Annotated in this window: 28 protein-coding genes; 1 reads left to right on the top strand and 27 read right to left on the bottom strand. The window is 61.8% G+C overall.

Annotation, left to right across the window (positions count from 1 at the left end; translation table 11 throughout):
• Position 1 precedes the first annotated feature (1 nt).
• The 26 genes from AC5P57_RS04455 to AC5P57_RS04330 form a co-directional block, all read right to left on the bottom strand.
• Entirely contained in the window at positions 2-520 is a 519-nt protein-coding gene (locus AC5P57_RS04455; RefSeq protein WP_495219480.1) for a GNAT family N-acetyltransferase, read from the bottom strand.
• 38 nt (positions 521-558) lie between these two features.
• Positions 559-786 (bottom strand): hypothetical protein, encoded by a 228-nt coding sequence (locus AC5P57_RS04450; RefSeq protein WP_495219479.1) that lies wholly within the window; start codon positions 784-786, stop codon positions 559-561.
• A gap of 2 nt (positions 787-788) precedes the next feature.
• Entirely contained in the window at positions 789-3245 is a 2457-nt protein-coding gene (locus AC5P57_RS04445; RefSeq protein WP_495219478.1) for a WD40 repeat domain-containing protein, read from the bottom strand.
• Positions 3245-3598, bottom strand: a complete 354-nt coding sequence (locus AC5P57_RS04440; protein WP_495219477.1) for a hypothetical protein — start codon at positions 3596-3598, stop codon at positions 3245-3247. The genes AC5P57_RS04445 and AC5P57_RS04440 overlap by 1 nt, the downstream gene beginning before the upstream one ends.
• A gap of 55 nt (positions 3599-3653) precedes the next feature.
• Positions 3654-4739: a phage capsid family protein gene (locus tag AC5P57_RS04435; RefSeq protein WP_495219476.1), complete on the bottom strand. Its 1086-nt coding sequence runs from the start codon at positions 4737-4739 to the stop codon at positions 3654-3656.
• Between the two features lie 6 nt (positions 4740-4745).
• Positions 4746-5495, bottom strand: coding sequence for a hypothetical protein (locus AC5P57_RS04430; protein WP_495219475.1), 750 nt, complete (start codon positions 5493-5495; stop codon positions 4746-4748).
• A gap of 78 nt (positions 5496-5573) precedes the next feature.
• Complete coding sequence (locus tag AC5P57_RS04425; RefSeq protein WP_495219474.1) at positions 5574-7508, bottom strand: portal protein; 1935 nt, start codon at positions 7506-7508, stop codon at positions 5574-5576.
• Positions 7505-8788: a PBSX family phage terminase large subunit gene (locus AC5P57_RS04420; RefSeq protein WP_495219473.1), complete on the bottom strand. Its 1284-nt coding sequence runs from the start codon at positions 8786-8788 to the stop codon at positions 7505-7507. The genes AC5P57_RS04425 and AC5P57_RS04420 overlap by 4 nt, the downstream gene beginning before the upstream one ends.
• On the bottom strand, positions 8785-9177 hold the full coding sequence (locus tag AC5P57_RS04415; protein WP_495219472.1) for a terminase small subunit: 393 nt from the start codon (positions 9175-9177) through the stop codon (positions 8785-8787). Before AC5P57_RS04415 ends, AC5P57_RS04420 begins: the two co-directional genes overlap by 4 nt.
• Before the next feature lie 324 nt (positions 9178-9501).
• Positions 9502-9717 (bottom strand): hypothetical protein, encoded by a 216-nt coding sequence (locus tag AC5P57_RS04410; protein WP_143598952.1) that lies wholly within the window; start codon positions 9715-9717, stop codon positions 9502-9504.
• Between the two features lie 461 nt (positions 9718-10178).
• Positions 10179-10337 (bottom strand): hypothetical protein, encoded by a 159-nt coding sequence (locus AC5P57_RS04405; RefSeq protein ID WP_495219471.1) that lies wholly within the window; start codon positions 10335-10337, stop codon positions 10179-10181.
• A gap of 1 nt (position 10338) precedes the next feature.
• A complete protein-coding gene (locus tag AC5P57_RS04400) occupies positions 10339-10614 on the bottom strand; it encodes a hypothetical protein (protein ID WP_495219470.1) in 276 nt (91 codons plus the stop codon).
• On the bottom strand, positions 10611-10937 hold the full coding sequence (locus tag AC5P57_RS04395; RefSeq protein WP_495219469.1) for a hypothetical protein: 327 nt from the start codon (positions 10935-10937) through the stop codon (positions 10611-10613). Before AC5P57_RS04395 ends, AC5P57_RS04400 begins: the two co-directional genes overlap by 4 nt.
• Complete coding sequence (locus tag AC5P57_RS04390) at positions 10934-11182, bottom strand: hypothetical protein (RefSeq protein WP_401733461.1); 249 nt, start codon at positions 11180-11182, stop codon at positions 10934-10936. The genes AC5P57_RS04395 and AC5P57_RS04390 overlap by 4 nt, the downstream gene beginning before the upstream one ends.
• 8 nt (positions 11183-11190) lie before the next feature.
• Entirely contained in the window at positions 11191-11721 is a 531-nt protein-coding gene (locus AC5P57_RS04385) for a glycoside hydrolase family 19 protein (RefSeq protein ID WP_495219468.1), read from the bottom strand.
• Positions 11722-12115: 394 nt separating this feature from the next.
• Complete coding sequence (locus AC5P57_RS04380; protein ID WP_111189122.1) at positions 12116-12550, bottom strand: hypothetical protein; 435 nt, start codon at positions 12548-12550, stop codon at positions 12116-12118.
• A complete protein-coding gene (locus tag AC5P57_RS04375; RefSeq protein WP_495219467.1) occupies positions 12540-12773 on the bottom strand; it encodes a hypothetical protein in 234 nt (77 codons plus the stop codon). Before AC5P57_RS04375 ends, AC5P57_RS04380 begins: the two co-directional genes overlap by 11 nt.
• On the bottom strand, positions 12770-13114 hold the full coding sequence (locus AC5P57_RS04370) for a RusA family crossover junction endodeoxyribonuclease (protein ID WP_495219466.1): 345 nt from the start codon (positions 13112-13114) through the stop codon (positions 12770-12772). Before AC5P57_RS04370 ends, AC5P57_RS04375 begins: the two co-directional genes overlap by 4 nt.
• A complete protein-coding gene (locus AC5P57_RS04365; RefSeq protein WP_495219465.1) occupies positions 13111-13413 on the bottom strand; it encodes a hypothetical protein in 303 nt (100 codons plus the stop codon). The genes AC5P57_RS04370 and AC5P57_RS04365 overlap by 4 nt, the downstream gene beginning before the upstream one ends.
• Positions 13414-13549: 136 nt before the next feature.
• Entirely contained in the window at positions 13550-13900 is a 351-nt protein-coding gene (locus AC5P57_RS04360) for a hypothetical protein (RefSeq protein WP_495219464.1), read from the bottom strand.
• Positions 13900-14217 carry a hypothetical protein gene (locus AC5P57_RS04355; protein ID WP_495219463.1) on the bottom strand — a complete coding sequence of 106 codons (318 nt, stop codon included), beginning with the start codon at positions 14215-14217 and terminating at the stop codon, positions 13900-13902. Before AC5P57_RS04355 ends, AC5P57_RS04360 begins: the two co-directional genes overlap by 1 nt.
• Positions 14214-14618 carry a recombination protein NinB gene (locus AC5P57_RS04350; protein WP_495219462.1) on the bottom strand — a complete coding sequence of 135 codons (405 nt, stop codon included), beginning with the start codon at positions 14616-14618 and terminating at the stop codon, positions 14214-14216. Before AC5P57_RS04350 ends, AC5P57_RS04355 begins: the two co-directional genes overlap by 4 nt.
• Entirely contained in the window at positions 14615-14905 is a 291-nt protein-coding gene (locus AC5P57_RS04345; protein ID WP_495219461.1) for a hypothetical protein, read from the bottom strand. Before AC5P57_RS04345 ends, AC5P57_RS04350 begins: the two co-directional genes overlap by 4 nt.
• Entirely contained in the window at positions 14902-15033 is a 132-nt protein-coding gene (locus AC5P57_RS04340; protein ID WP_258012092.1) for a hypothetical protein, read from the bottom strand. The genes AC5P57_RS04345 and AC5P57_RS04340 overlap by 4 nt, the downstream gene beginning before the upstream one ends.
• Entirely contained in the window at positions 15030-15725 is a 696-nt protein-coding gene (locus AC5P57_RS04335; RefSeq protein WP_495219460.1) for an ATP-binding protein, read from the bottom strand. The genes AC5P57_RS04340 and AC5P57_RS04335 overlap by 4 nt, the downstream gene beginning before the upstream one ends.
• Positions 15726-15771: 46 nt before the next feature.
• Complete coding sequence (locus AC5P57_RS04330; RefSeq protein WP_495219459.1) at positions 15772-16560, bottom strand: helix-turn-helix domain-containing protein; 789 nt, start codon at positions 16558-16560, stop codon at positions 15772-15774.
• Positions 16561-17193: 633 nt separating this feature from the next.
• Between AC5P57_RS04330 and AC5P57_RS04325 the strand changes: the two genes are divergently transcribed.
• On the top strand, positions 17194-17694 hold the full coding sequence (locus tag AC5P57_RS04325; RefSeq protein ID WP_495219458.1) for a hypothetical protein: 501 nt from the start codon (positions 17194-17196) through the stop codon (positions 17692-17694).
• A 10-nt stretch (positions 17695-17704) separates the two neighbouring features.
• Here the strand turns inward: AC5P57_RS04325 and AC5P57_RS04320 are convergent, their stop codons facing one another.
• Entirely contained in the window at positions 17705-17941 is a 237-nt protein-coding gene (locus AC5P57_RS04320; protein WP_495219457.1) for a hypothetical protein, read from the bottom strand.
• Positions 17942-17994: the final 53 nt, after the last annotated feature.

Below are 17994 nucleotides of genomic sequence, written 5' to 3'. Positions count from 1 at the left end.
ATCAGCTCTCCAATACCGAGTAGTCGTCGTTCGTCACGGCCCAGCGATACGCCAGCCGCAGCCCTTTGTTCTTGTTGTCCAGATCGCAGCAGCGCCTGAGAGCCCACAGAGGGCCCTCTGTGCCGCGAACCCAGAGGTCTATGTCCCAGCTGTAGTGCTTCACGTCGTGGGCCACGCCACCGCGCTGGAATGCCTTCTCGGCGATGTAGTCCAGGCGGAACCCGACGCGCTCGGTCAGACGCATGGCTGGGATGTTGTCCACTGGCACCTTAGTGACGATCTTGGTCACCTCAGTGGCGCAGAACAGGTACTCCGCCGCCTGCGCACAGAAGCCAGCCACTCCCTTGGTGCCCGGCAGGAACATCGTGTGCACCTCAACCACCCCGTCGCCCAGGCGGTGGAAGAAGAACCCGCCGCCATCGAACTCAATGCCGATGCCCTGATCGAAGATCGCGGACAACGGCAATGGCCCATCCACGCCATCCGGAGCAATCCACGGGCGCACGGCGGGGTGATCCATGACTCCCTGCAGGAAGCATGGATCGTTAGAGATCTTCATCAGTCGTCGGTCGGCTCAGTGGTCAGTACAGCACCGAGGAGGTCATGCTTTCGGGGCGACGAAACACGAATGCGGAACACCCACTGACGCCCACGACCAAGACGCTGTAGGCGGATGCGCTCCTCGTAGCGGCCAATGGCCCCCAGGTCTCGGCGCTTCCAGTTGCTCCAGTTCCTGCCGCCGTCCTTGCTGTAGCAGACCTCTACAAAGTGATCTGTGTCGGCCATGGCTATGCCTTGAAGGTGACGGATTTGGCAGCGGTGGTGCCAAGCTTGGATGGGGACGATAGGACTCCGTTCGTCTTGTCCCATTCGCATACGCCCATGCCATCCGTGGCTGACGAAGAGAACGCCACCACGGAGCCGTCTGAAGCAATGGCGACAGACCGAGCCACATTGATGAACCCAGTTGGTTCAGTGATCTTCGCGCCTACACCACCAGAAGCACTCCAACGGTAGATGAGAGCGTTAGCGCCGCCACCCTCAGAACCAGCAACCACCAGACCCGCCTTATCGGACAACGCGACGGATCGTGAACCGAAGATTGGATCGGCCAGCGTCCCCGTAACAGCACCGAACCCCGAAGCCCACGAGTAGATGCGAACCACCGGATCGGAAATGCTCGAGACGGCAACGTGCGAGCCGCTTTCGTTGAACGCGATTCCGGTCGTCGTTCCTGTCGGAACAACTGTAGGAGCTGCCAGCCTTGCGCCGAACCCGGTCACTGCATCCCAGTTGTATGCCGTCACCTTTGGTGCCGCTTCACTGACGAGGGCGACATAAGCCCCGCTTGGGTGCATGGCTATGCCGCGAACCAGTGCAGTAGGCGCCGGGGATGGCGCAGGGAACTTGGATGCAAACCCGGTCGTCTGGTTGATTCGATAGGCCGAGATGAATGGCGCGGTTTGATGCCCGATGAAAACCACGTCCCCGAACACTGCCAGCGTCTGTCCGGCGCCAGGCGGTGGCGATGCCGGAGCCGCCATCGGGGTCATGGTGCCCCCGCTTCTCTTCCAGGCGAAGATGTAGGGGGATGCGGTGCCAGCGGCAAGGTACACATCACCAATTGCCATTGCGCTAGAGGCGCTGCCACCAAACGAAATGCTCGCAGATGCCTGTGTCGTGAGTGCCTTGGTGGTCGCGCTGTACTGGACCGCCCGCACGCTGTCGGGGTTGAAGGCGACAACCATATCCAGAACTGGCAAACGGTCCGCGATCTGGATCGTGTCGTAGACCTCGCCCCAGATGCCCAGAGAGTCGGTGGCGCGCACATAGAACCGAGCCGTACCGACAGCTGCCGCGCTGAACGTGGCGACGCCCGTGGTCGGGTTGATGGTGACACCAGGGACCGTGCCGCCCGTGTCCGAGTGGATCGAGAACGTGCGCGCACCAGTGCCCCCCGTGGCGGTATAGGTGTAGGTGTACGGGAAGTTGACGAAGCCATCCGGGGCCGAGCCAGTGACTGTCGGCGCGGTCGGCTGCGGCGGGAATACGATTGGCGTGGTGCCTGGGCCTTGGCCGGTGTCGAAGATCAGCTCGGCATTCGGGATGACCAGCGAACTCTGGTTGTCCGCGATGACGCCAGAGACACGCTCGCTGACGATGGGCTGATCGCCCTCCAGGAAGTAGTCCCAATCCAGCTGCCAGATGCGGCCACTCTGGTAGTCGCCGCCGTACCAATCGCGTCCCCACTTGATCGTGTGGTTCAGGCGCCAGCGGTCCAGCCCAAAGGACTGGCGACGGTGCCACAGGCCGCTGATCACGTCGTAACCGTAGGACTGGCCGTCCGGGAAGGTTAGGTAGTAGACCTTGTGGCCGCGATCCTCCCAAACGTGGGCGATGGCCTCAGACCAGTTGGACTCAGCGAACGACTTTTCTAGCGCCCGGGTCGAGACCGGCTGAGGCTGGTAACCATTCAGGCGATAGACGACACCGTCATCGCCCAGCCAGAACAGCGTGTTGTCCAGCTTTTGGATGGTGTGACGCGAGGCGCAGCCCCGAGTGATCGACTGACGGCGGTTCTGGAAGGTGCCAGTCTGCGCGCCGGAATTGAAGAAGAACTCAATAGTGCGCTGGCCGAACACCACTACTTCGAACTGGCTGACCGCCAGGCCGATGATCCGGTCGGGCGATGCCTCAGCCTCGTACCGGTCCAGCGTGTTGTAGTCGGTAGCATCCGCCAGGTTAGAGTGGAACCAGAAGCGGCCCTGCGGCTCCACGCCAAGCAGGAACGAGTCGAGGTAATCAGACGATATAGACCCAGGATAGCCCTCATCCGTGATCTTGATGAACGTCGCGTCGACCGTGTTGTAGACGTAACCGCCACCGCCCTGCCCGTTCTCGACCAGCACCTGATAGCCGGTGCTGAACTGGTTGTGCGTCATCTGGACGCGGCCGACGCCAGGGATCGTGCCCAGCGGTACGCCGATGCCATCCGAGCCGATGCGGTACAGGATTCGGCCCGAAACGATCAGGCGCAGTCCCTCGCAGTCATGCATTCCGCGAATCGGGCCACCGCCGATGCGCTGATACGGCTTCAGCCCGGGCGGCGTGGAGAACTTCGACACCGTTCGGGTGCCGCCAACCTCGGCCATCACCGGCAGCCAGTTCACCGTGTCCTGGCACGACCACGGCAGGCTGTCGTCCTTGTAGACACCGCCGATCAGGTCAACGGGATTGGCGCGCATCAGAAGTAATCCGAAGGCACGACAGCGCCTTGATAGGTGGTCGCGTTCAGGCGATTGATAGCCTTCCGAGCGGTTTCCGCATGCCGTGCAATCGTCGCCTCACGCGCAATAGCACCGTAGTCAGCTACAAGGGGCTCGGCGATGATGTAGCTCAGGTGGGTCAGGTAGCGCGCAGGGATGTTCCCTTCGATGTCGAATGGCAGCTTGCCCTCGGTATAGAGGTCTTCCATCACCGTCTGAGCCATGCGGCCAACGTCAGCAGCGTCCCGAGCCTCGGGCGCCTCATCGGCGTCAAGAACACCAAGGCGCAGCAGGACCTGCCGCACCAGTTCTTCGCGGCTATACGTGGCCATGCTCTCTCCGAAAAAGAGGGGCGACGGACAACCCGCCGCCCCATACTCCCAACCGTTACGCCGCTGCCGGGGCCGACACGTAGCCAGTGACCAGGCTCCAGTCCTTCGCACCGGTGGTGCCCTGACCCCACAGCACCTTCTCGACACCGCGCAGCTCCATGAAGCCGACGCCGTACTGGAAGCCGTAGTCGTCTTCCTTTCGCAGCGTGGTCTTGGTGGTCATGGCCCATGCCACGGCCAGCGCTTGGGCGCCGCACAGATAGACCGGGGTGACCGGGATCGGAGTGGTTGCGGTGTTGTTGAAGTTGCCGATCTCCGGGATTTCGCGGATCACGACGCCATCCCAGTAAAGCGAGGTGGTGCCGGTGAACAGCGGATTGCTCAGAGCGCGTTCGCGGGCATCCTTGTGGACGGTCTCAAGGTCCTTCTTGAGGTCACGGAACGCGCGCGAGTTGACGAACAGGACATAGGTTTCCTCGTCCTCGCCGTAGGTGAACGGACGGATGCCGTCGCCATTGACGGTCTCGGCCTCCTGCGCGATCTGGCGCAGCAGCGAGACGGTGTCGCGGGTCAGGGTCATGGCCGCCGTCACGTTGTTCAGTGCGGTGGCGTGGGTGGCGCTGTAGTTGGCGACGGCATCGCCGAACAGCACGCGGTCCACGTTGGCGACAGTCCAGGCGTTCTTCTGGGCTGCGGACGCAGTGGCGTATGGAACGCCCTGCACCGAACCCAGCGCCTTGATAATGTCGTTGCGCAGATAGCGCATGGACAGATCCTTGAGCGCTTGGCGGCCGGCGTCGCGAACATCGAAGGCCGAGGCCTGCTCTTCCTCGACATTGACCACGGTAGCGTCACGGACAACGCCAATGGTCACCTTGTGGCCGTCGTTCGGCAGAGCCTTCTCGTTGCCCACCAGGGTGGTGGTGCCGGTGTTCGGGCCAGCATCGGCGTCCAGCGCGCCAACCAGGTTGATGGTGATCGCATCGCCCTTCTTCTTGGTCAGGTTGTTCTTGACCTGGATGATGCTGTTCTCGCTGGTGCCCATGTAGCGCTTGAAGCGATTGGCACGGACATACTCCATGAAGAAGTTGTCGTCCCACTGCTTGGCGCGAACGGCGGCGGAGATGGTGGTATTGGTCATTTCCTGTTACCCCTTGAATAGCTCGTTGAATACGTCGGACTTCGGGGCGAACTCGCCCCGCGTGTTCCGGGCTTGGGATAGGTCAGGAGGGATTTCGCTGGCGGCCTTCTGGCGCTGATCGGCCTTGGCCTTGTTCTCGGCCTCGATCTGGGCACGAACCTCAGCCGCGATCTTTGCGCGATAGGCTTCGGGGTCCTGCATCTGCTGGAACTCCATCAGGCGCTGACCCATCTTGTAGGCCGCAACTGCTGGGTTTGGCGCGGTCATGATCTCCTGCACGATGGCCGGATTCCCTTGCGCGTGTTCCATTACAACGCCCATCTTCTCTTCGTAATCCGAGTACTGCTCCCGTGCCTGGGCTTCCAGCGCGGCATTGAGCCGAGCGGTCGCCCGCTGCTCGATGGCGTTCTGCGCCCGGGCGAAGTAGCCCTCGGGGTCCTCGTAGTAGCTGGGTGCTGGTGCCTGATGCTGTTGGCGGATCTCCTGGAGCTGCTGTTCAAGCTCCTTTCGCTCGGCCTCGGCCCTCTGCCGCTTCTCCCTCTCTGCCTTCATGGCAGCAAGCGGAACCGTCTGCGGCTCCTTGACTTCCGTGGCCGTCGTCGCCTCGGGGGCCGATACTTCCGGCTGATGTACTTGCTCGACCGTCTGCTGCTGCTCCTGCTGCTCGCCCTGGTCAGCCTCTTCGGCTTCAGTGGTGGGCGCGGCCTGCTCGGCAGTCACCAGTTCATCAAGGAAATCGCGGTTCTCGTTGCTCATGGATCACTCCTATCGACCGTCCGCCGTCGTCACGATTCGCGCCAATGCGTGCGCGTCCGCCGCCCGTAGGGGCAAACCTCAGCCAACAAAAACCCCGCTCGGAGGCGGGGTCTGTTGGGGTTCTGGATCCGGCCTCATGGCCGTGATTCGCTCTGTCTCGGCTCGGTATCTCTCGATACCAAGCTCCTCCTGCCGGATGGCGAGCTCCTGCTGTTTCAGCTGCAGCTCGGCCACCTTGATGGCGTTGTCAGCCTGTGCCTCTTGAGCCTTCTGCTCAGACTCCTGCACGGCCTGCTGCGCCTGCTGTAGCGCCTGCTGCATTTCCTGCATCTGCTGCTGGACCTGAGGCGGGATGCCGCCGCTGTCCAGATGCTCAAGGATCTGATCCTTGTTCCGAAGGCTGGATGCCTCGATGATCATCCACGTCGGGATAGATGCAGGGTCTGCCTTCTTGAGGTCAATCAGAGACTGGTACTGCTCGCTCTGCAGGTTGACCGAGTCAGGCCCGTCCTCAAGGATCAGATCCACGTCGAGCTCGCCCAGCGGGTTCTGGACCGACACCTGCTGCATCATCGGATCGGCGCGCAGCTGTGCGATCTGCTGAGGGGCCAGAGGCTGGCCAGACTGCTCAGCCTGCTCGATCATCAGATCGGCCTGAGTCATCGGACGGTTGATAGCCACCCACCGCATGTTCCGTTCGTCATCCGTGACCCGAATCCACTTCTCGTCGGTCCAGTACTGCCGGATGCGGAACCACACCTGGCGATAGACCTCCCAGCTCCAGTCCCGTAGCGCCTCAAACACGCCCGCCATTTCGGCAAGACCAGAGGCCATCATCATTTCCTGGGCGCGGCCACTTGGTGCGCTGGCGTCTCCCTCGATTGCAGGGTTCACCCCGCTGGCGTCGATCTCAGCCTTCGCCTCCTGCAATAGATTGAACTGACCGGCCGCCAAGGCGATGCCGTCAGCTACTTCAAACCGCATGCTGCCATTGACCTCGACGTAGCCGTCAGGCCGAGCCATCTCACGGCGGGCCTGTTCCCGGTCTTCAACAGCGCCCTTCTCCGCGATAACCTGTCGGCTGTTCAGAAGATGCAACGCCTTGGACCGCCGCTTGTTGATCTCGTCCTGCGGAGAGATCATCCGACGAACCACGCCGTATCGATTGTTCTCGCGGTCGATGTAGGCCGAGGTTGCAATCAGGTCACACTGCGGAATGCCCTTCTCGTCCACATAGGGCGAGACCTGGGGGTCACGGAGGAACCCACCGCCGCAGATGATGGCGGTATGCCATTCCCCGTTGCGCTTGAATCGGTGCTGCAGGACACGGACACGACGACGCTTGAGGTCGCCCCACACGAACTGCGGGCGGTCGTCGTAGGTGTCACCACTGCTCGCGGTACTGCTGTAGCAACCTTGGATGATCAGCTCTACGTCGGATCGGTCAGCGTCTGGGCCAGCAAGGGCGATAGCCTCCTGCTCGTCCATCCACAGGACGACGCCCAGGTAGGATGCATCGGAGAAGTCGCGCTTTCGGCTGTGCGGATCCCAATAGAACCGATCCCATGGGACGTTGCTGATAACCACATCCAGCACGTCACCGTTCGCCTTGACCGTCACCGTCGCGCCGCCAGCGCCCTCGATGAACAGGTTCTCGGCCACACTGGACCGGATCTGGCTGAACCGGTTCGCATCGCACACGTAGCGGATCGAGTCAGTGGCTGACTCGGACTCAGCCTCATGCTTCGGGGTGCGGGGATAGGCGCGGGGATCGGTCCGAATGCGTTTCTCATGCCCGATCAGGGCGTCGATCTTGGGCGCGATGCGGTTGCTGACGACGAGCGGCTGACGACGCTTGTTCAGCGCCTCGATCTCTTCTCCAGATAGCTGCTTGCCATCGTAGTAGTCACGATCACGCTCAGACAGCTCCCGCGCCGTGCGTGACGTGTCGTCGGCCTCCCTGAACTGCTGCAGCAGCTCAGCATGGCCGATTTGGTTGTCGCTCTCGGTCATACAGTCTTCCAGCTGTCAGGTTCGTCGTGGTTGATGTCGTAGTCACGCATGCGGCGCTTCTGCCTGCCGGATTCCTCCGGTGCGGCGTTTGCCATGGAGTCCAGTCCGCGTCCGATCAGACTGCAGACATCGACGCCATCGTCCTGACGGCCGTCCTCGCCGTTGAACGCACAGAGCTGATTCAGCAGCCTCACTGCCCAGGGAAGGCGTGGCAGGTAGACAGTCCCCGCCGATGCGCGGGCGGCGAAACCCAGGGCCCGCTCTGCCTTGCTGCCCGCCGATGCCAGGGGGACGCGGCGAACAAATGTCTGCATCTCGCGCATCCGCTTGGTGATTGATGACTCGACCGCCCGCAGGATCACGCCCTTTTCCTCAAAGGCCGCCAGCGGCTTGTGCTGCCCGACGAGCCCGATCCACGCGTCGATCCACTCAGCCGGGTCCGTTTGCCCATACCACCAATCAACCGCATACAGGTCGCCGGTTGACGCCAGCCCCCAGACCCCGTGCTCGGTGAAGTCGCCCCCATCCGGCGTGACCGCGTAATCACTTGCCAGGTACAGGTTGAGGCGGCTCGGCAGCACATCGTAGAACTGGAACCAGTCCCGCTTAAACATCAAACCTGCGGCACTGCGGCACTGCCCCTCCCAGACATGCTGGTACAGATCAGAGTTGATCCGTTGCAGCTTCTGCCGCTCCTTCTCCAGCTCCAACGGGAACCAAGGGTTGTCGCGCCAGTTGATCGTGATGACCAGCGTGTCCGGGTCGTCCATTGCCGCGAGCTGGTGGACGTAGTCCTCTTCCTGCTCAGGGTTGTAGGACCACCATAGCTCCGAGCCAGGCTTACGGATGGTAGGGATCAGCACAGTGGCCGACCGCTCACTTACCGAATGGGCCTCCTCAATCCACGCCCCATCAAAGCCCTCATAGGACTTGATCGAGTCGGCGGTGTGTTCCTTAAGGCCAGCAAAGGCGAACTCGCTATCCGCCGCAGACGTGCCTGGCTGGCCCTTGATGGCCTGCTGCTGCACGTCGTAGTAGTAGCCCAGGTTCAAGGACTGGATCTGGTCCGCCAACAGGCGGAGCGATGACTCCTTGATGGACTTCTGCGTCTCGCGGCAGCACAGCCATCGGGTCGGCTGGATGATCCCGCGCGTGGCGAGCATCCGGGCGATGGACCATGACTTGGCCGAGCCTCGGCCACCTCGAGCGATCTTGTGACGGCGCCTCTCTGTCCAGAACGGGAGCATCGCAGCCGGGACCTCCAGCCGCAGCTCACTCATTCCCGGACAGGCTCCACGCCAGCTACAACGATCTTCTTCACCTCTACCGAAACCTCAACCGGGCCGCCATTGGACCCGGTCAGCTCAATCCCCTTGCGCTCCTGGTAGTCCTCAGGGAAGCGCGCAGCCATCGAGCGGGACCACAGGGATGCATTGAACCGATCCGCTGTCAGGCCGCATTGGGCTTGGGTCTCCCACCAGTCCTGGCTAAGTTGCCGCGCACGCGTAAAGGCGTCGGAAAACTCAGGGTGATCCTTGGACCACTGGTAGAGGGTGTCTCGCACAACGTCAATGGCGCAGGCCATCTGGACAACCGATTTCCCTTCACGGCCAAGCTCCATAACCCTGGCGCAGTACTCCGGCCGGTAATCGCTTGGGCGGCCAACCATTACACAATCTCCAACAGGCCAAGGCTCACCAGCACGCCAGACGGCTCGACTCGGATCCTCAGCTGATACAGGCCCCCATTGAGCTTGTGCCCATTGGGGACCGTGAATTGAACGCGCCCCTGGTTGTCACCAGTCGCGGGCCAGGCTGCTTGGACGTGCTTGCGCCCATAGGACACTGCCTCAACCTCCAGGCTCAGCCCAGACGCGTCCACCCGGCCAGCCTCATCCCTCAGCCAGCATTGGCATGCCACATCAGCACCCCGGATGGCCTGATAGGAGGTCTGGGCAATGATCACGGGGTTACAGCCTCTCGGTCGGAACGGATTAGGGCCTGGAGCCCACGGACTTGAGCGTCACAGGCGGCAGCGGCACGAACAATTCGGCCCGCACTGTCTGCTCGGTCGTCGGCGGCACCATCAGGCTGGCCGGAGGCGGCGGCAAGGTCGGACACTCGGGCCTCACAGCCTGCCCAGCGGTCTTGCAGCCGGAGAGCGCGAGTGCGCAGGCCATCAGCGACAGCCGCGCCTTTCGATTCAGCATCTGCCTTCTCCTGCTCGTACTGGATTGCCACTGCCTCGGCCCGCTTGACCCGCTGGCGCTCGACCGCGATCACGGCGATGGCGTTGTCGCGCTCAGTCTCTGCGACTGCCTTGGCCGTCTGTGCGTAGTCCCGAGCGCGCTCTGCCTGAGCCACTGTCCCGCGCTGCCACACGGCGATGCCTGCCAGGAGCAATACAGCTCCCAGTAGGACACGGGACAGGACGCTCATAGAAGGTCTACCCGCTCCATCTTCCGCTGTGCGCGCCCCAGCATGTAATAGGTCGAAGTTGCATCAGCTGTGCCCCATCCGAACACTTCCATGCCGCCATCCGGGTTGGGCAGCAGAAGGACTGCCTCGCCGTTGTGCACCCACTCCCCAGACTCGATGCCATCCGCCACACGGCGGAGCATCTCAGGGATGTTGTGTAGACCCGGAACTGGCAACGCGTGGAGGCTAGCGCTCATTTATCGCTCAAAACATCGATCGCTGCTTGGCAGCTATCGGCCGCCTTGCGCGCAAATTCCGCATTGTCGGGCTTGTTCTCGTTGTCCCAGAGAACTGCTTCCGTCTTCAGCTCTTCCATGTTTCTTTTGAGAATTTCTATGGCGCTGTCATGCATATCAGGCTCCTGGCTTCTTCTGGCTGATGAACTTGGCGATCAGGCCGACGCCTGCAACCACACGGATGGACCATACGACCACCTGCGGCATTGCCTCGTCGGCGAGCATGCCCAGCGAGCTGGCTGCCTGGTACAGGTCCGGGGACGCCACGAGGACGGCCAGCGCCCACGTGCTGTAGTGCTTGAGGGTGTCGCGGATCGGCATCAGGCCATGCGGCAAGAAGCTGGCCTTGGCGTTACGCTTCGGCGGGGTAATGATCGGGGTGGGGCTGCTCATGGCTTATCGCGCTCCTTCTTGCGCTGGAGTTCCTTTTCGATCTCTTCAGCGGCCTTGGGAGCCACCATGTAGACAGCCGCGCGGTAGGCCTCAGCCTGGCGCACGGCAACCTCAGCGCTGGATGCCGTGTGGGCGATCCATGCCGAACCCATAACCACACCAGCCAGAGCCACGCCGATGGCGATCCCGTTCCACACGGAACCCGCACCCTCAAGGCGCACCACGTTTCCGTTGGCGGATGATCCATTCAGACGGCCAAGCGCCGAATCAAGGCGCTCTAAGCCTGCTCGGAAGTCCCGCGCCAGCTCATCGTTGGCGCTCATTTCCTGTAGGGCTCCGAGAACACAGGGACATCCATCTTGGTGGCGATTCGATAGATCACGTCCCGCAGGCTGTGGATCTCTTCCTTCACTTCCTGCAGCGCGCCCTGCTTCAGCATGTTCTCGGCCACATAGAGCTTGTGCTTGTTGTGGTCCTGCCAGAGCATCCAGATCCAGCCCGTCAGCGCCCCTACGCCCAGCATCAGGCAGGGGACGACAATGGCGAGGATGCGGACCAGGATGTCCATGGTTTCGCTCATACGGCGGCGCCTATACCGAACAGGCGCTTTGCCTGATCCAGCCGCTTTGCTCGATCAGCCAAGCCGTTCGCCCCGCCGTTGATGGCCTTTGTCACCCCAACGAGATTGTCGGCGCGTGCCATTACAGGGATCTTCGGGCGCTCTACGGTCCAGTACCACGCGGCTGCATCGACTGCATCGGGTAGCTCGGCAAGCATCTGCGGCGAACGTGCCGCTCGGTCATCGCCATACTTCCACTTACTGTAGGCGGCGTAGTTCGCTCGGCCAGTAACTTGAATCAGGCCACGGCCCTTGAACCGGGCGCCATCACCGGGCTGCGTATTCCCTAGATCCTTTCGGCCCTCATAGGCTCGCCCTGAGGCGTACTCAGTGGACGTCTTGAACCCATCCGACTCGTGGGCTACCTGAGCCAGGAAGTGGGCCTTCTCAAGCGGCGTGGTGATGCCATGCTCGATGCAGGCCCGCTCCAGTGGCTCGGCGTACTTGCCCGCCCCCATGGCGGCAGCGACAGATTCGGTGCTCACCATGCGGTCTCCAATGGGCGCCCGCCCCGCTGCCAGCTATGCGCGAGGGTTGATCTGGACGGGGGAACGGGCAAAGAAAGGGCTACTTAGGCGTGCGGCAATAGGAACAGACCGGGCCAGCCATGGTGGGGCGTGACTCATAGGAGCCGCATCCTTCACACTTCGTCCGCTCCGGCGCTTTCACTTCTAGCGGGCCGTCGTATCGGGCGGCATTCCGCCATTGCTCATTCGCCATGCCTGCAGAAACATAGGCAGCTGAAATTGAGGCTGCACCCATGGGTATCTCCAGGCAAAGAAAAAGCCCCTCGGAACCGAGAGGCTTCTATGTCACAGTGCCTGAAAAGTTACGCTAGAGGTGCGCACCTCTGCAATATGGCCTGATCAAAAACACTTCAAATCAAGCTGCCTGAGCCATTGCGATCCCGCGCATTGCGCCCTTGACCTCTGCGAATGCCACATCATGCAGGGTCAGGTAGTGCCTCTGGCTGACTGGCTTCTCCCCGACATGCACCAACAACAGGTTGGCCGTCTCCCAGCGTTCAACCTTCCTTCTCCCCATTCCGCAGTAATAGGCGCGCAACACGCAGGCGTAGACCACCTGGTCCCTTCCGATGCTATAGACGATGTCCTCTACCCGCTGCGCCCGAAGGTCAGTCTCCAGCGGCTTGAAGCCCTGGACACGCCCAGGCATCTCGCCGTGATGCTCGATCAGGACCGCCAGCAAATTCTTGGACTGGTGCCCTAGGTACTCGCAATCCCGGTGCAGTGCGAACTCATGGCCCCAATGCTCCAGCTCGGCCCGCACATAAACCCCGAAGGTGTCAGCTTGCATGTTGTTCTCCCTGTCGGATGTACTTGCGGGCTTCACGCCCGAACCGGTATCGCTTGGTGCCCTGCTTGCCAACGACCTCAACCTGCCCGCGCCGCGCCATCTGGTCTACGTCTCGGGTGACTCTGTCGCGGTCAACTCCGGCCAGCCCAGCGCACACGTCGCCCATGAAATGCCACCCGGGGTTCTCTGCCAGCCACTGCCGGATCTGCTGGGCGCGGCTCATGCAGCCTCCAGCGTGATTACTAGGCGCGGATTGGCCTTATCCAACCCTGCCCGCCTGATGGACAGTTCTACGATCTGGCTGTCGTCGTAGTAGATGCCGGCATGGCATAAGGCATCCAATGGAGCCTTGAGAAGGTTGTCCACGTCGCGGCGCCGGTTGTCTGGAAGCCATGCTTCAATGCTCACCTTGACCTTTGCAGGCCCGAATCTAGCGCCAGTGACAGCCGCGGCTACCGCCTGTTGCCGGTAGACTCGCCCCTGCGCAGAGATCAGCATTCGGCCACGGAATGTGCGCCAGTAACGATTCACCGACGGGGGCCATGGGAGGATGACGATGCTCATGCGCGCACCCTAATGAGGCCCTGCTCCCACAGCTGGAGCATCGTCCGGTCGTGCGCCAGCTGCCAGATCTCGGCCTTCTCCTCGCGGGTGAAGCGCTTGCCCTGGTCCAGCTCGCGGTGGCAGCTCCGACACCCACTGGCGAAGAAGCAGTCGTGGGCCTTAATGCTGCCGCCCTTGCCGTGGCGGGACTGGTTGCTGTGGCAGGGCTCGCCCGGGCCGCCCTCGCACACCCCTTCGATCTGCAGGGTGCAGTTGAGCTGGTAGGCGAGATCCAGCAAAGCGCGGTCGCGGTAGTTCATCGGCGGCGCTCCGCGTGCTGCAACCGAGCCATGGCGCGGTCCAGAGAGACGATCACCCCCAACCTGATGCGGGCAACGTCTCGAGAGCGGCCAAGGCAGCGGAGCTGCGCCAATACGTAGTCCAGTGAGCTATCCATCACGGCACCTCCGGGCGAGCGGCGATCACAGCCATTTCCACCATCTCGGCAGCCTTGATATAGGCCGAGCGCGCCATCGGGGTGGCAGCGCTGGCCGACTTTCGAAGGCGAGTCGCAGCCACCAGAACGCTGCGCTCCGGCACGTAGCCATCGGGCGGTGTGAGGGGCGCGGCTTCGCGACCACTTCCAGTTTCGACCCCGAAGCGCAGCAGCTGGCCGATGAGGCGCAGCTCAAACTCGTAGCTCTCCAGGTCCTCACCCTCCCGGACGTTCTCGGCTTCCCGGTGGTGGCCCCACTCATCCAGACAATTGGCCAGCAGCTCCCGCGCCCGCTTCTCGATGGCGTCCATCAGCCCTTCTCCCCGGCGAGGTCGGCGCGGATGTAGCGGGCCACAGTCAGGCCATGCGCTTCGGCGTACGACTTCGCCGACTCTTCATTCAGAGCATGGATGCTCGAGTCCATGACAAGCCACACCTCATCCGGCCCAACCGGCTCGGAGATGATGGCGTAGTCGCCGCGAGTCCAATCCCAAGCCGGCTCATCATTGACCTCCCAGCAGTCAAACTCGTTCTTCGGCCGGAAGGTCACCCTCCGCCCCTCAGCCGCAAGCCGCATGACCTCGGCCTTCCCCGCCGTAGTGCTGGTGTCGATCTGTTCGAGGTTCATGCTGCCTCCGCAAAGTCATTAGGGTTGAAGCCGAGTCCAAGCAGAACCACGTCTGACCAATGCACTCGCTTGGCCGGAAGTCCTTGTTCGTCGGGGTGGTCACCGATCTGCAGGAGGGCAGTGATTGCCTCGGCTGCCTGCGAGCGGGAGAGTTTCAGGCTGGAACCACCCAGCATGATGAAACCCTGTGCACCTTCGCCTCGGTCGATGGCGGGCATCATTCGCCAGCCCAAGATCGTCCCAGCGACCATGTGGCGCCAGTCGTCCTTGCTCAGCCGATTTCCGTGCCATGAAAGCTGCGCAGCCAGATCGCCGCACACCGCGTTGAGCATCTTCCGCTGCTTGTCGGTCATGCCGCCAGGGCCTTCCAGCTTCCAGTCGTTCGGATACGTGGCGTTCACGCCATCACCTCCTGCAGGTTGTCTATCAGTTGCTGGAAGGTGAACTCGCTCGGGGCTGAGCCTTCGGGGAGGATGGGTTCAAGCCATGCAGGCTTTACGCACAAACGCATCCACGGATAGCCGGGAGGCGGGATGTCAACTTGGACCATGCCCTTGTCAATTCCGCCGTCAGAGATTCGAAGGCTCTTTTGATCTAGTGCGGTAATCCTGCATTGGCTCCCAATCACCTGTGGGAACGAACCCGCTCCAACGATCCGAACCCTCTGTCCCACGAAGAACTTGCTCACTTCTCACCCCCAATCCAGGTACGGATGAACCAGCGCACGTCGCACAGCTTCCAGCCCACGACTGCGGCGATCTCGGCCACGCTGCAGCGCTCGGCGTGCAGGAGGCGGACGGTTGATGCTTTGCTCATCGCTGCCCCCGGTGGCTCTGCCAGTCGAAGGCCAGGACCGAGCCGCACTCGCGGTAGCGGTCCATCACGCGGTGGCCTAGGAATTCCTCCAGCTCGTCCACGGACAGGTTGGAGATCAGGATGGTCGGCAGCATCGACTGGTAGCGCTCGTTCAAGACTTCGAACATCAGCAACTTTTCGTGGTCGCTACCGACCTGTACGCCGACCTCATCGAGGATCAGAAGGTCAGGCTTCCCGAAGGCGTCGATAGCCTCCTGCTCAGACCGCTCGCTGCCCTTTCGGTAGGTCTCCTTGATCGACCTCAGCATTGAGGACACTGTGATGAACAGGGCAGACGACAGGTGGTCCTCCATGACCGTGCTGGCGATAGCGCAGGCCAAGTGGGTCTTGCCAGTGCCAGGGGCGCCCGTCAGGACCAGCGACGCACCCACCTTGCGCTTGTCGGCCCACTTCTCGGAATAGGCTCGGCAGACGCCCAAGGCGATCTTCTGCCCCTGCTGAGTTGCCACGTACCCGTCGAAGCTCCGGTCGGAGAATCGGGGCGGGATACCTGCGCGGTGGAACAGCCGAACGACTTGCCCCATCCGTTCCCGGGCGGCCTCTTCTGCCTTCCGTGCGTCAGCTGCAGCCTGCTGCTCAGCCGAACACTGCGGGCACTTCATGATGATTTTCGATCCGCCCAGCTCGGTCATGTCCAGAACCTTGGCCGTGTATGGGCCGTGGCTCCCACAGACCGCGTCAACCGTCTGCAATGGCTGCTCGGGCAGCGTCGCGAAGGTCGGGGGGTAGGTCTTCGATGGCTGTGCCTGCATAGGATTTACCTCGGAAGTCGGCGGATGCGGAGGGGCGAATTGGGACCACGGTTGAGGTCTTTTGAGGGCCTCCACGTGGGGCGTACAGGCCTCGCCAGCCGCTCAGAATTGCGTTCTCGATCACGTGACGGGCGTCGAATCCCTGGGATCGAAGCTTGTCCAGCTCCCGGATCGACAGCTCGGTGGCTTTGTCGGTCAGCGGGTTCTTGCCCTTTCGGCGGTACTCGACCCAGTCAGTCCACACGGCAGGGTCAAGCCAGTCTGGCAACACCAGCGCGCATGCGCCTTTGGTGGTTGCTTTATTGGTGGTTCTTGATGGTTTGTGGTGGTTCGTGTCCGTTTCCCGGACCTCGTCTTCCGGCTGCCGGACCTCGTCTTCCGCCAAACGGACTAGTCCGCCGTTAGATGGACTAGTCCGGCTCCCGGACATGTCCGCCTTACGGACTAGTCCGCCTACCGAATAGGACTCGGGGCGAATGCTGTAAGTGGTGCGGTATCGGTCGGCGCGGTTCGCGATAACTACGCCGATCTTCTCCAGATGCTTGATTGCCTCGATGACCGCAGACTTGCCAAAGCAGGTGTACTCACACAGGCCCGCAATTGAAGGCCAGCACACGCCCTGGTCGTCGGCGTAGTCCGCCATAGCCATCAACACCGCCTTGGCGGTGGGAGGCATCTGGAGCGACCTGCAGGCGGTTGTGAGTACGTGGCTCATCTCAATTCTTGATTGGGCGTGCGTGGAGCGGGATGACTCGTTCGGCGCGTTGTCTGTCTGATTCCCGCTGCAGCCAGCCGGGTGAGAAGTTGCGCCAGGGGTGAATCGGCTTCTTCTTAGGCTTGTTCATCGTCAGGACTCCGGAGCTTTGTTCGGGGCTTAAAAGGGACTACTAAGCCCTGCTTGATGGGCAGCTTGTAACGCCGGGAAATCTCTTCTCTAAACAGTTGCAGTTGGGCCTCTTCCAGCGTCAGCCCGTGGGCCGACGCATATCGCTCTATTCGTTTCAGCTCTTCGGCTGAGTACAGCGTTTCCAGCTCCACGCAGCCTCCTTAGGGACTTATTTGCCACTTCAAGCTGCTTTCTTTCCGTGGGAACCTTTCTCGTGAGCCAAGCAGGCTGCCATTACAACTTCTCGTATGAACACGGCTGGCTGCATGCCGTTGAACTGTGCGACCGCGTGAACAAGGTCACTTTCCTGGTCGTTGTATCGGGACTTGATTGCGTTGGCGCGGAGGTGTGTGGGGTCTGCGTACATAGATGGAGCCTTGTCAGTGATGGGTACTTACTTAGCCCCTGCCCCCGCCGTAGCATTGGAGTTGCGACACAACCTCAACTACGACGGAGACAGGGATGATCGATATGAATTCAATCGCCACTGGGGTCAGTGCAATTGGTACTGCCCTGGGCATGGCGAAGACGGCATTGGAAGTCCGCGATTTCACAGCTTCGGCTGCCGCTATCTCGGAGGTTTCTCAGAAACTGATCGACCTGCAGAGCCAACTCTTCTCGGCCCAAGCCGCCCTGTTCGAGCTGCATCAGGAGAAGGTGGCCCTGACTCAGAGAATTCGAGAACTGGAAGAACATCGCTCGGATCGCGAACGCTACTCTCTGTTCGAGATCACATCCGGTGGATTCGTGTATCGACTCAACGTCGGGCCAGAGACGGCAGGGGCCAGCAACCCAGGAGGAATGCAGCCGTCCCACTATCTCTGTCAGCCGTGTCTCGACGTGCGAGGGCACAAGGTCGTTCTCAATGAGCGCAGCACTATCTGGTACTGCCCCGAATGCAAGGCTGGAGTCGACAACGGGCGAACCGTCAACATCGATTACAAACTTGGGCCTTTCGCGTGATCCAGCCATCTCAGGCCGCCTTCCGCTTCTTGGCGGGTTTCTGCGACCCAAAGATCACGGACTCCTTGGTCACAACTGCATGGCCAAGCCGGCGCGTCTCTGTTTCGATCCGCTCTGCGAGCTCAGGAGATCCACGCCGCCCTTTCCAGCGCTTGGCGACCTGCCACAGGTAGTCAGGAGAGGTGCCGCAAGCTTTAGCAAGCTGAGTGCGGCGGTTCATGTCGCTGATGTAAGTGAGCAGGTCCATAGGTCCATATCTAGCCACACGCTAGATATGCCTGTCAAGCATTTTGCTAGACC

This window comes from Stenotrophomonas sp. YJH_SMC_79 (assembly GCF_059367995.1).
The sequence above is the reverse complement of the archived record's forward strand: the minus strand, read 5'-3'. Positions and strand labels throughout refer to the sequence as shown.

Excerpts from the sequence above, each read along its gene's own strand:
- AC5P57_RS04445 (WP_495219478.1), bottom strand. The coding sequence starts at position 3,245 with ATGCGCGCCAATCCCGTTGACCTGATCGGCGGTGTCTACAAGGACGAC.
- AC5P57_RS04415 (WP_495219472.1), bottom strand. The coding sequence starts at position 9,177 with ATGGTTGGCCGCCCAAGCGATTACCGGCCGGAGTACTGCGCCAGGGTT.
- AC5P57_RS04320 (WP_495219457.1), bottom strand. The coding sequence starts at position 17,941 with ATGGACCTGCTCACTTACATCAGCGACATGAACCGCCGCACTCAGCTT.
- AC5P57_RS04340 (WP_258012092.1), bottom strand. The coding sequence starts at position 15,033 with ATGAGCAAAGCATCAACCGTCCGCCTCCTGCACGCCGAGCGCTGCAGC.
- AC5P57_RS04335 (WP_495219460.1), bottom strand. The coding sequence starts at position 15,725 with ATGACCGAGCTGGGCGGATCGAAAATCATCATGAAGTGCCCGCAGTGT.
- AC5P57_RS04375 (WP_495219467.1), bottom strand. The coding sequence starts at position 12,773 with ATGAGCCGCGCCCAGCAGATCCGGCAGTGGCTGGCAGAGAACCCCGGG.
- AC5P57_RS04355 (WP_495219463.1), bottom strand. The coding sequence starts at position 14,217 with ATGAACCTCGAACAGATCGACACCAGCACTACGGCGGGGAAGGCCGAG.
- AC5P57_RS04360 (WP_495219464.1), bottom strand. The coding sequence starts at position 13,900 with ATGGACGCCATCGAGAAGCGGGCGCGGGAGCTGCTGGCCAATTGTCTG.
- AC5P57_RS04390 (WP_401733461.1), bottom strand. The coding sequence starts at position 11,182 with ATGGACATCCTGGTCCGCATCCTCGCCATTGTCGTCCCCTGCCTGATG.
- AC5P57_RS04365 (WP_495219465.1), bottom strand. The coding sequence starts at position 13,413 with ATGAACTACCGCGACCGCGCTTTGCTGGATCTCGCCTACCAGCTCAAC.
- AC5P57_RS04450 (WP_495219479.1), bottom strand. The coding sequence starts at position 786 with ATGGCCGACACAGATCACTTTGTAGAGGTCTGCTACAGCAAGGACGGC.
- AC5P57_RS04330 (WP_495219459.1), bottom strand. The coding sequence starts at position 16,560 with ATGAGCCACGTACTCACAACCGCCTGCAGGTCGCTCCAGATGCCTCCC.
- AC5P57_RS04385 (WP_495219468.1), bottom strand. The coding sequence starts at position 11,721 with ATGGTGAGCACCGAATCTGTCGCTGCCGCCATGGGGGCGGGCAAGTAC.
- AC5P57_RS04420 (WP_495219473.1), bottom strand. The coding sequence starts at position 8,788 with ATGAGTGAGCTGCGGCTGGAGGTCCCGGCTGCGATGCTCCCGTTCTGG.
- AC5P57_RS04425 (WP_495219474.1), bottom strand. The coding sequence starts at position 7,508 with ATGACCGAGAGCGACAACCAAATCGGCCATGCTGAGCTGCTGCAGCAG.
- AC5P57_RS04395 (WP_495219469.1), bottom strand. The coding sequence starts at position 10,937 with ATGAGCGCCAACGATGAGCTGGCGCGGGACTTCCGAGCAGGCTTAGAG.
- AC5P57_RS04410 (WP_143598952.1), bottom strand. The coding sequence starts at position 9,717 with ATGCTGAATCGAAAGGCGCGGCTGTCGCTGATGGCCTGCGCACTCGCG.
- AC5P57_RS04435 (WP_495219476.1), bottom strand. The coding sequence starts at position 4,739 with ATGACCAATACCACCATCTCCGCCGCCGTTCGCGCCAAGCAGTGGGAC.
- AC5P57_RS04370 (WP_495219466.1), bottom strand. The coding sequence starts at position 13,114 with ATGAGCATCGTCATCCTCCCATGGCCCCCGTCGGTGAATCGTTACTGG.
- AC5P57_RS04400 (WP_495219470.1), bottom strand. The coding sequence starts at position 10,614 with ATGAGCAGCCCCACCCCGATCATTACCCCGCCGAAGCGTAACGCCAAG.
- AC5P57_RS04440 (WP_495219477.1), bottom strand. The coding sequence starts at position 3,598 with ATGGCCACGTATAGCCGCGAAGAACTGGTGCGGCAGGTCCTGCTGCGC.
- AC5P57_RS04430 (WP_495219475.1), bottom strand. The coding sequence starts at position 5,495 with ATGAGCAACGAGAACCGCGATTTCCTTGATGAACTGGTGACTGCCGAG.
- AC5P57_RS04405 (WP_495219471.1), bottom strand. The coding sequence starts at position 10,337 with ATGCATGACAGCGCCATAGAAATTCTCAAAAGAAACATGGAAGAGCTG.
- AC5P57_RS04455 (WP_495219480.1), bottom strand. The coding sequence starts at position 520 with ATGGATCACCCCGCCGTGCGCCCGTGGATTGCTCCGGATGGCGTGGAT.
- AC5P57_RS04380 (WP_111189122.1), bottom strand. The coding sequence starts at position 12,550 with ATGCAAGCTGACACCTTCGGGGTTTATGTGCGGGCCGAGCTGGAGCAT.
- AC5P57_RS04325 (WP_495219458.1), top strand. The coding sequence starts at position 17,194 with ATGATCGATATGAATTCAATCGCCACTGGGGTCAGTGCAATTGGTACT.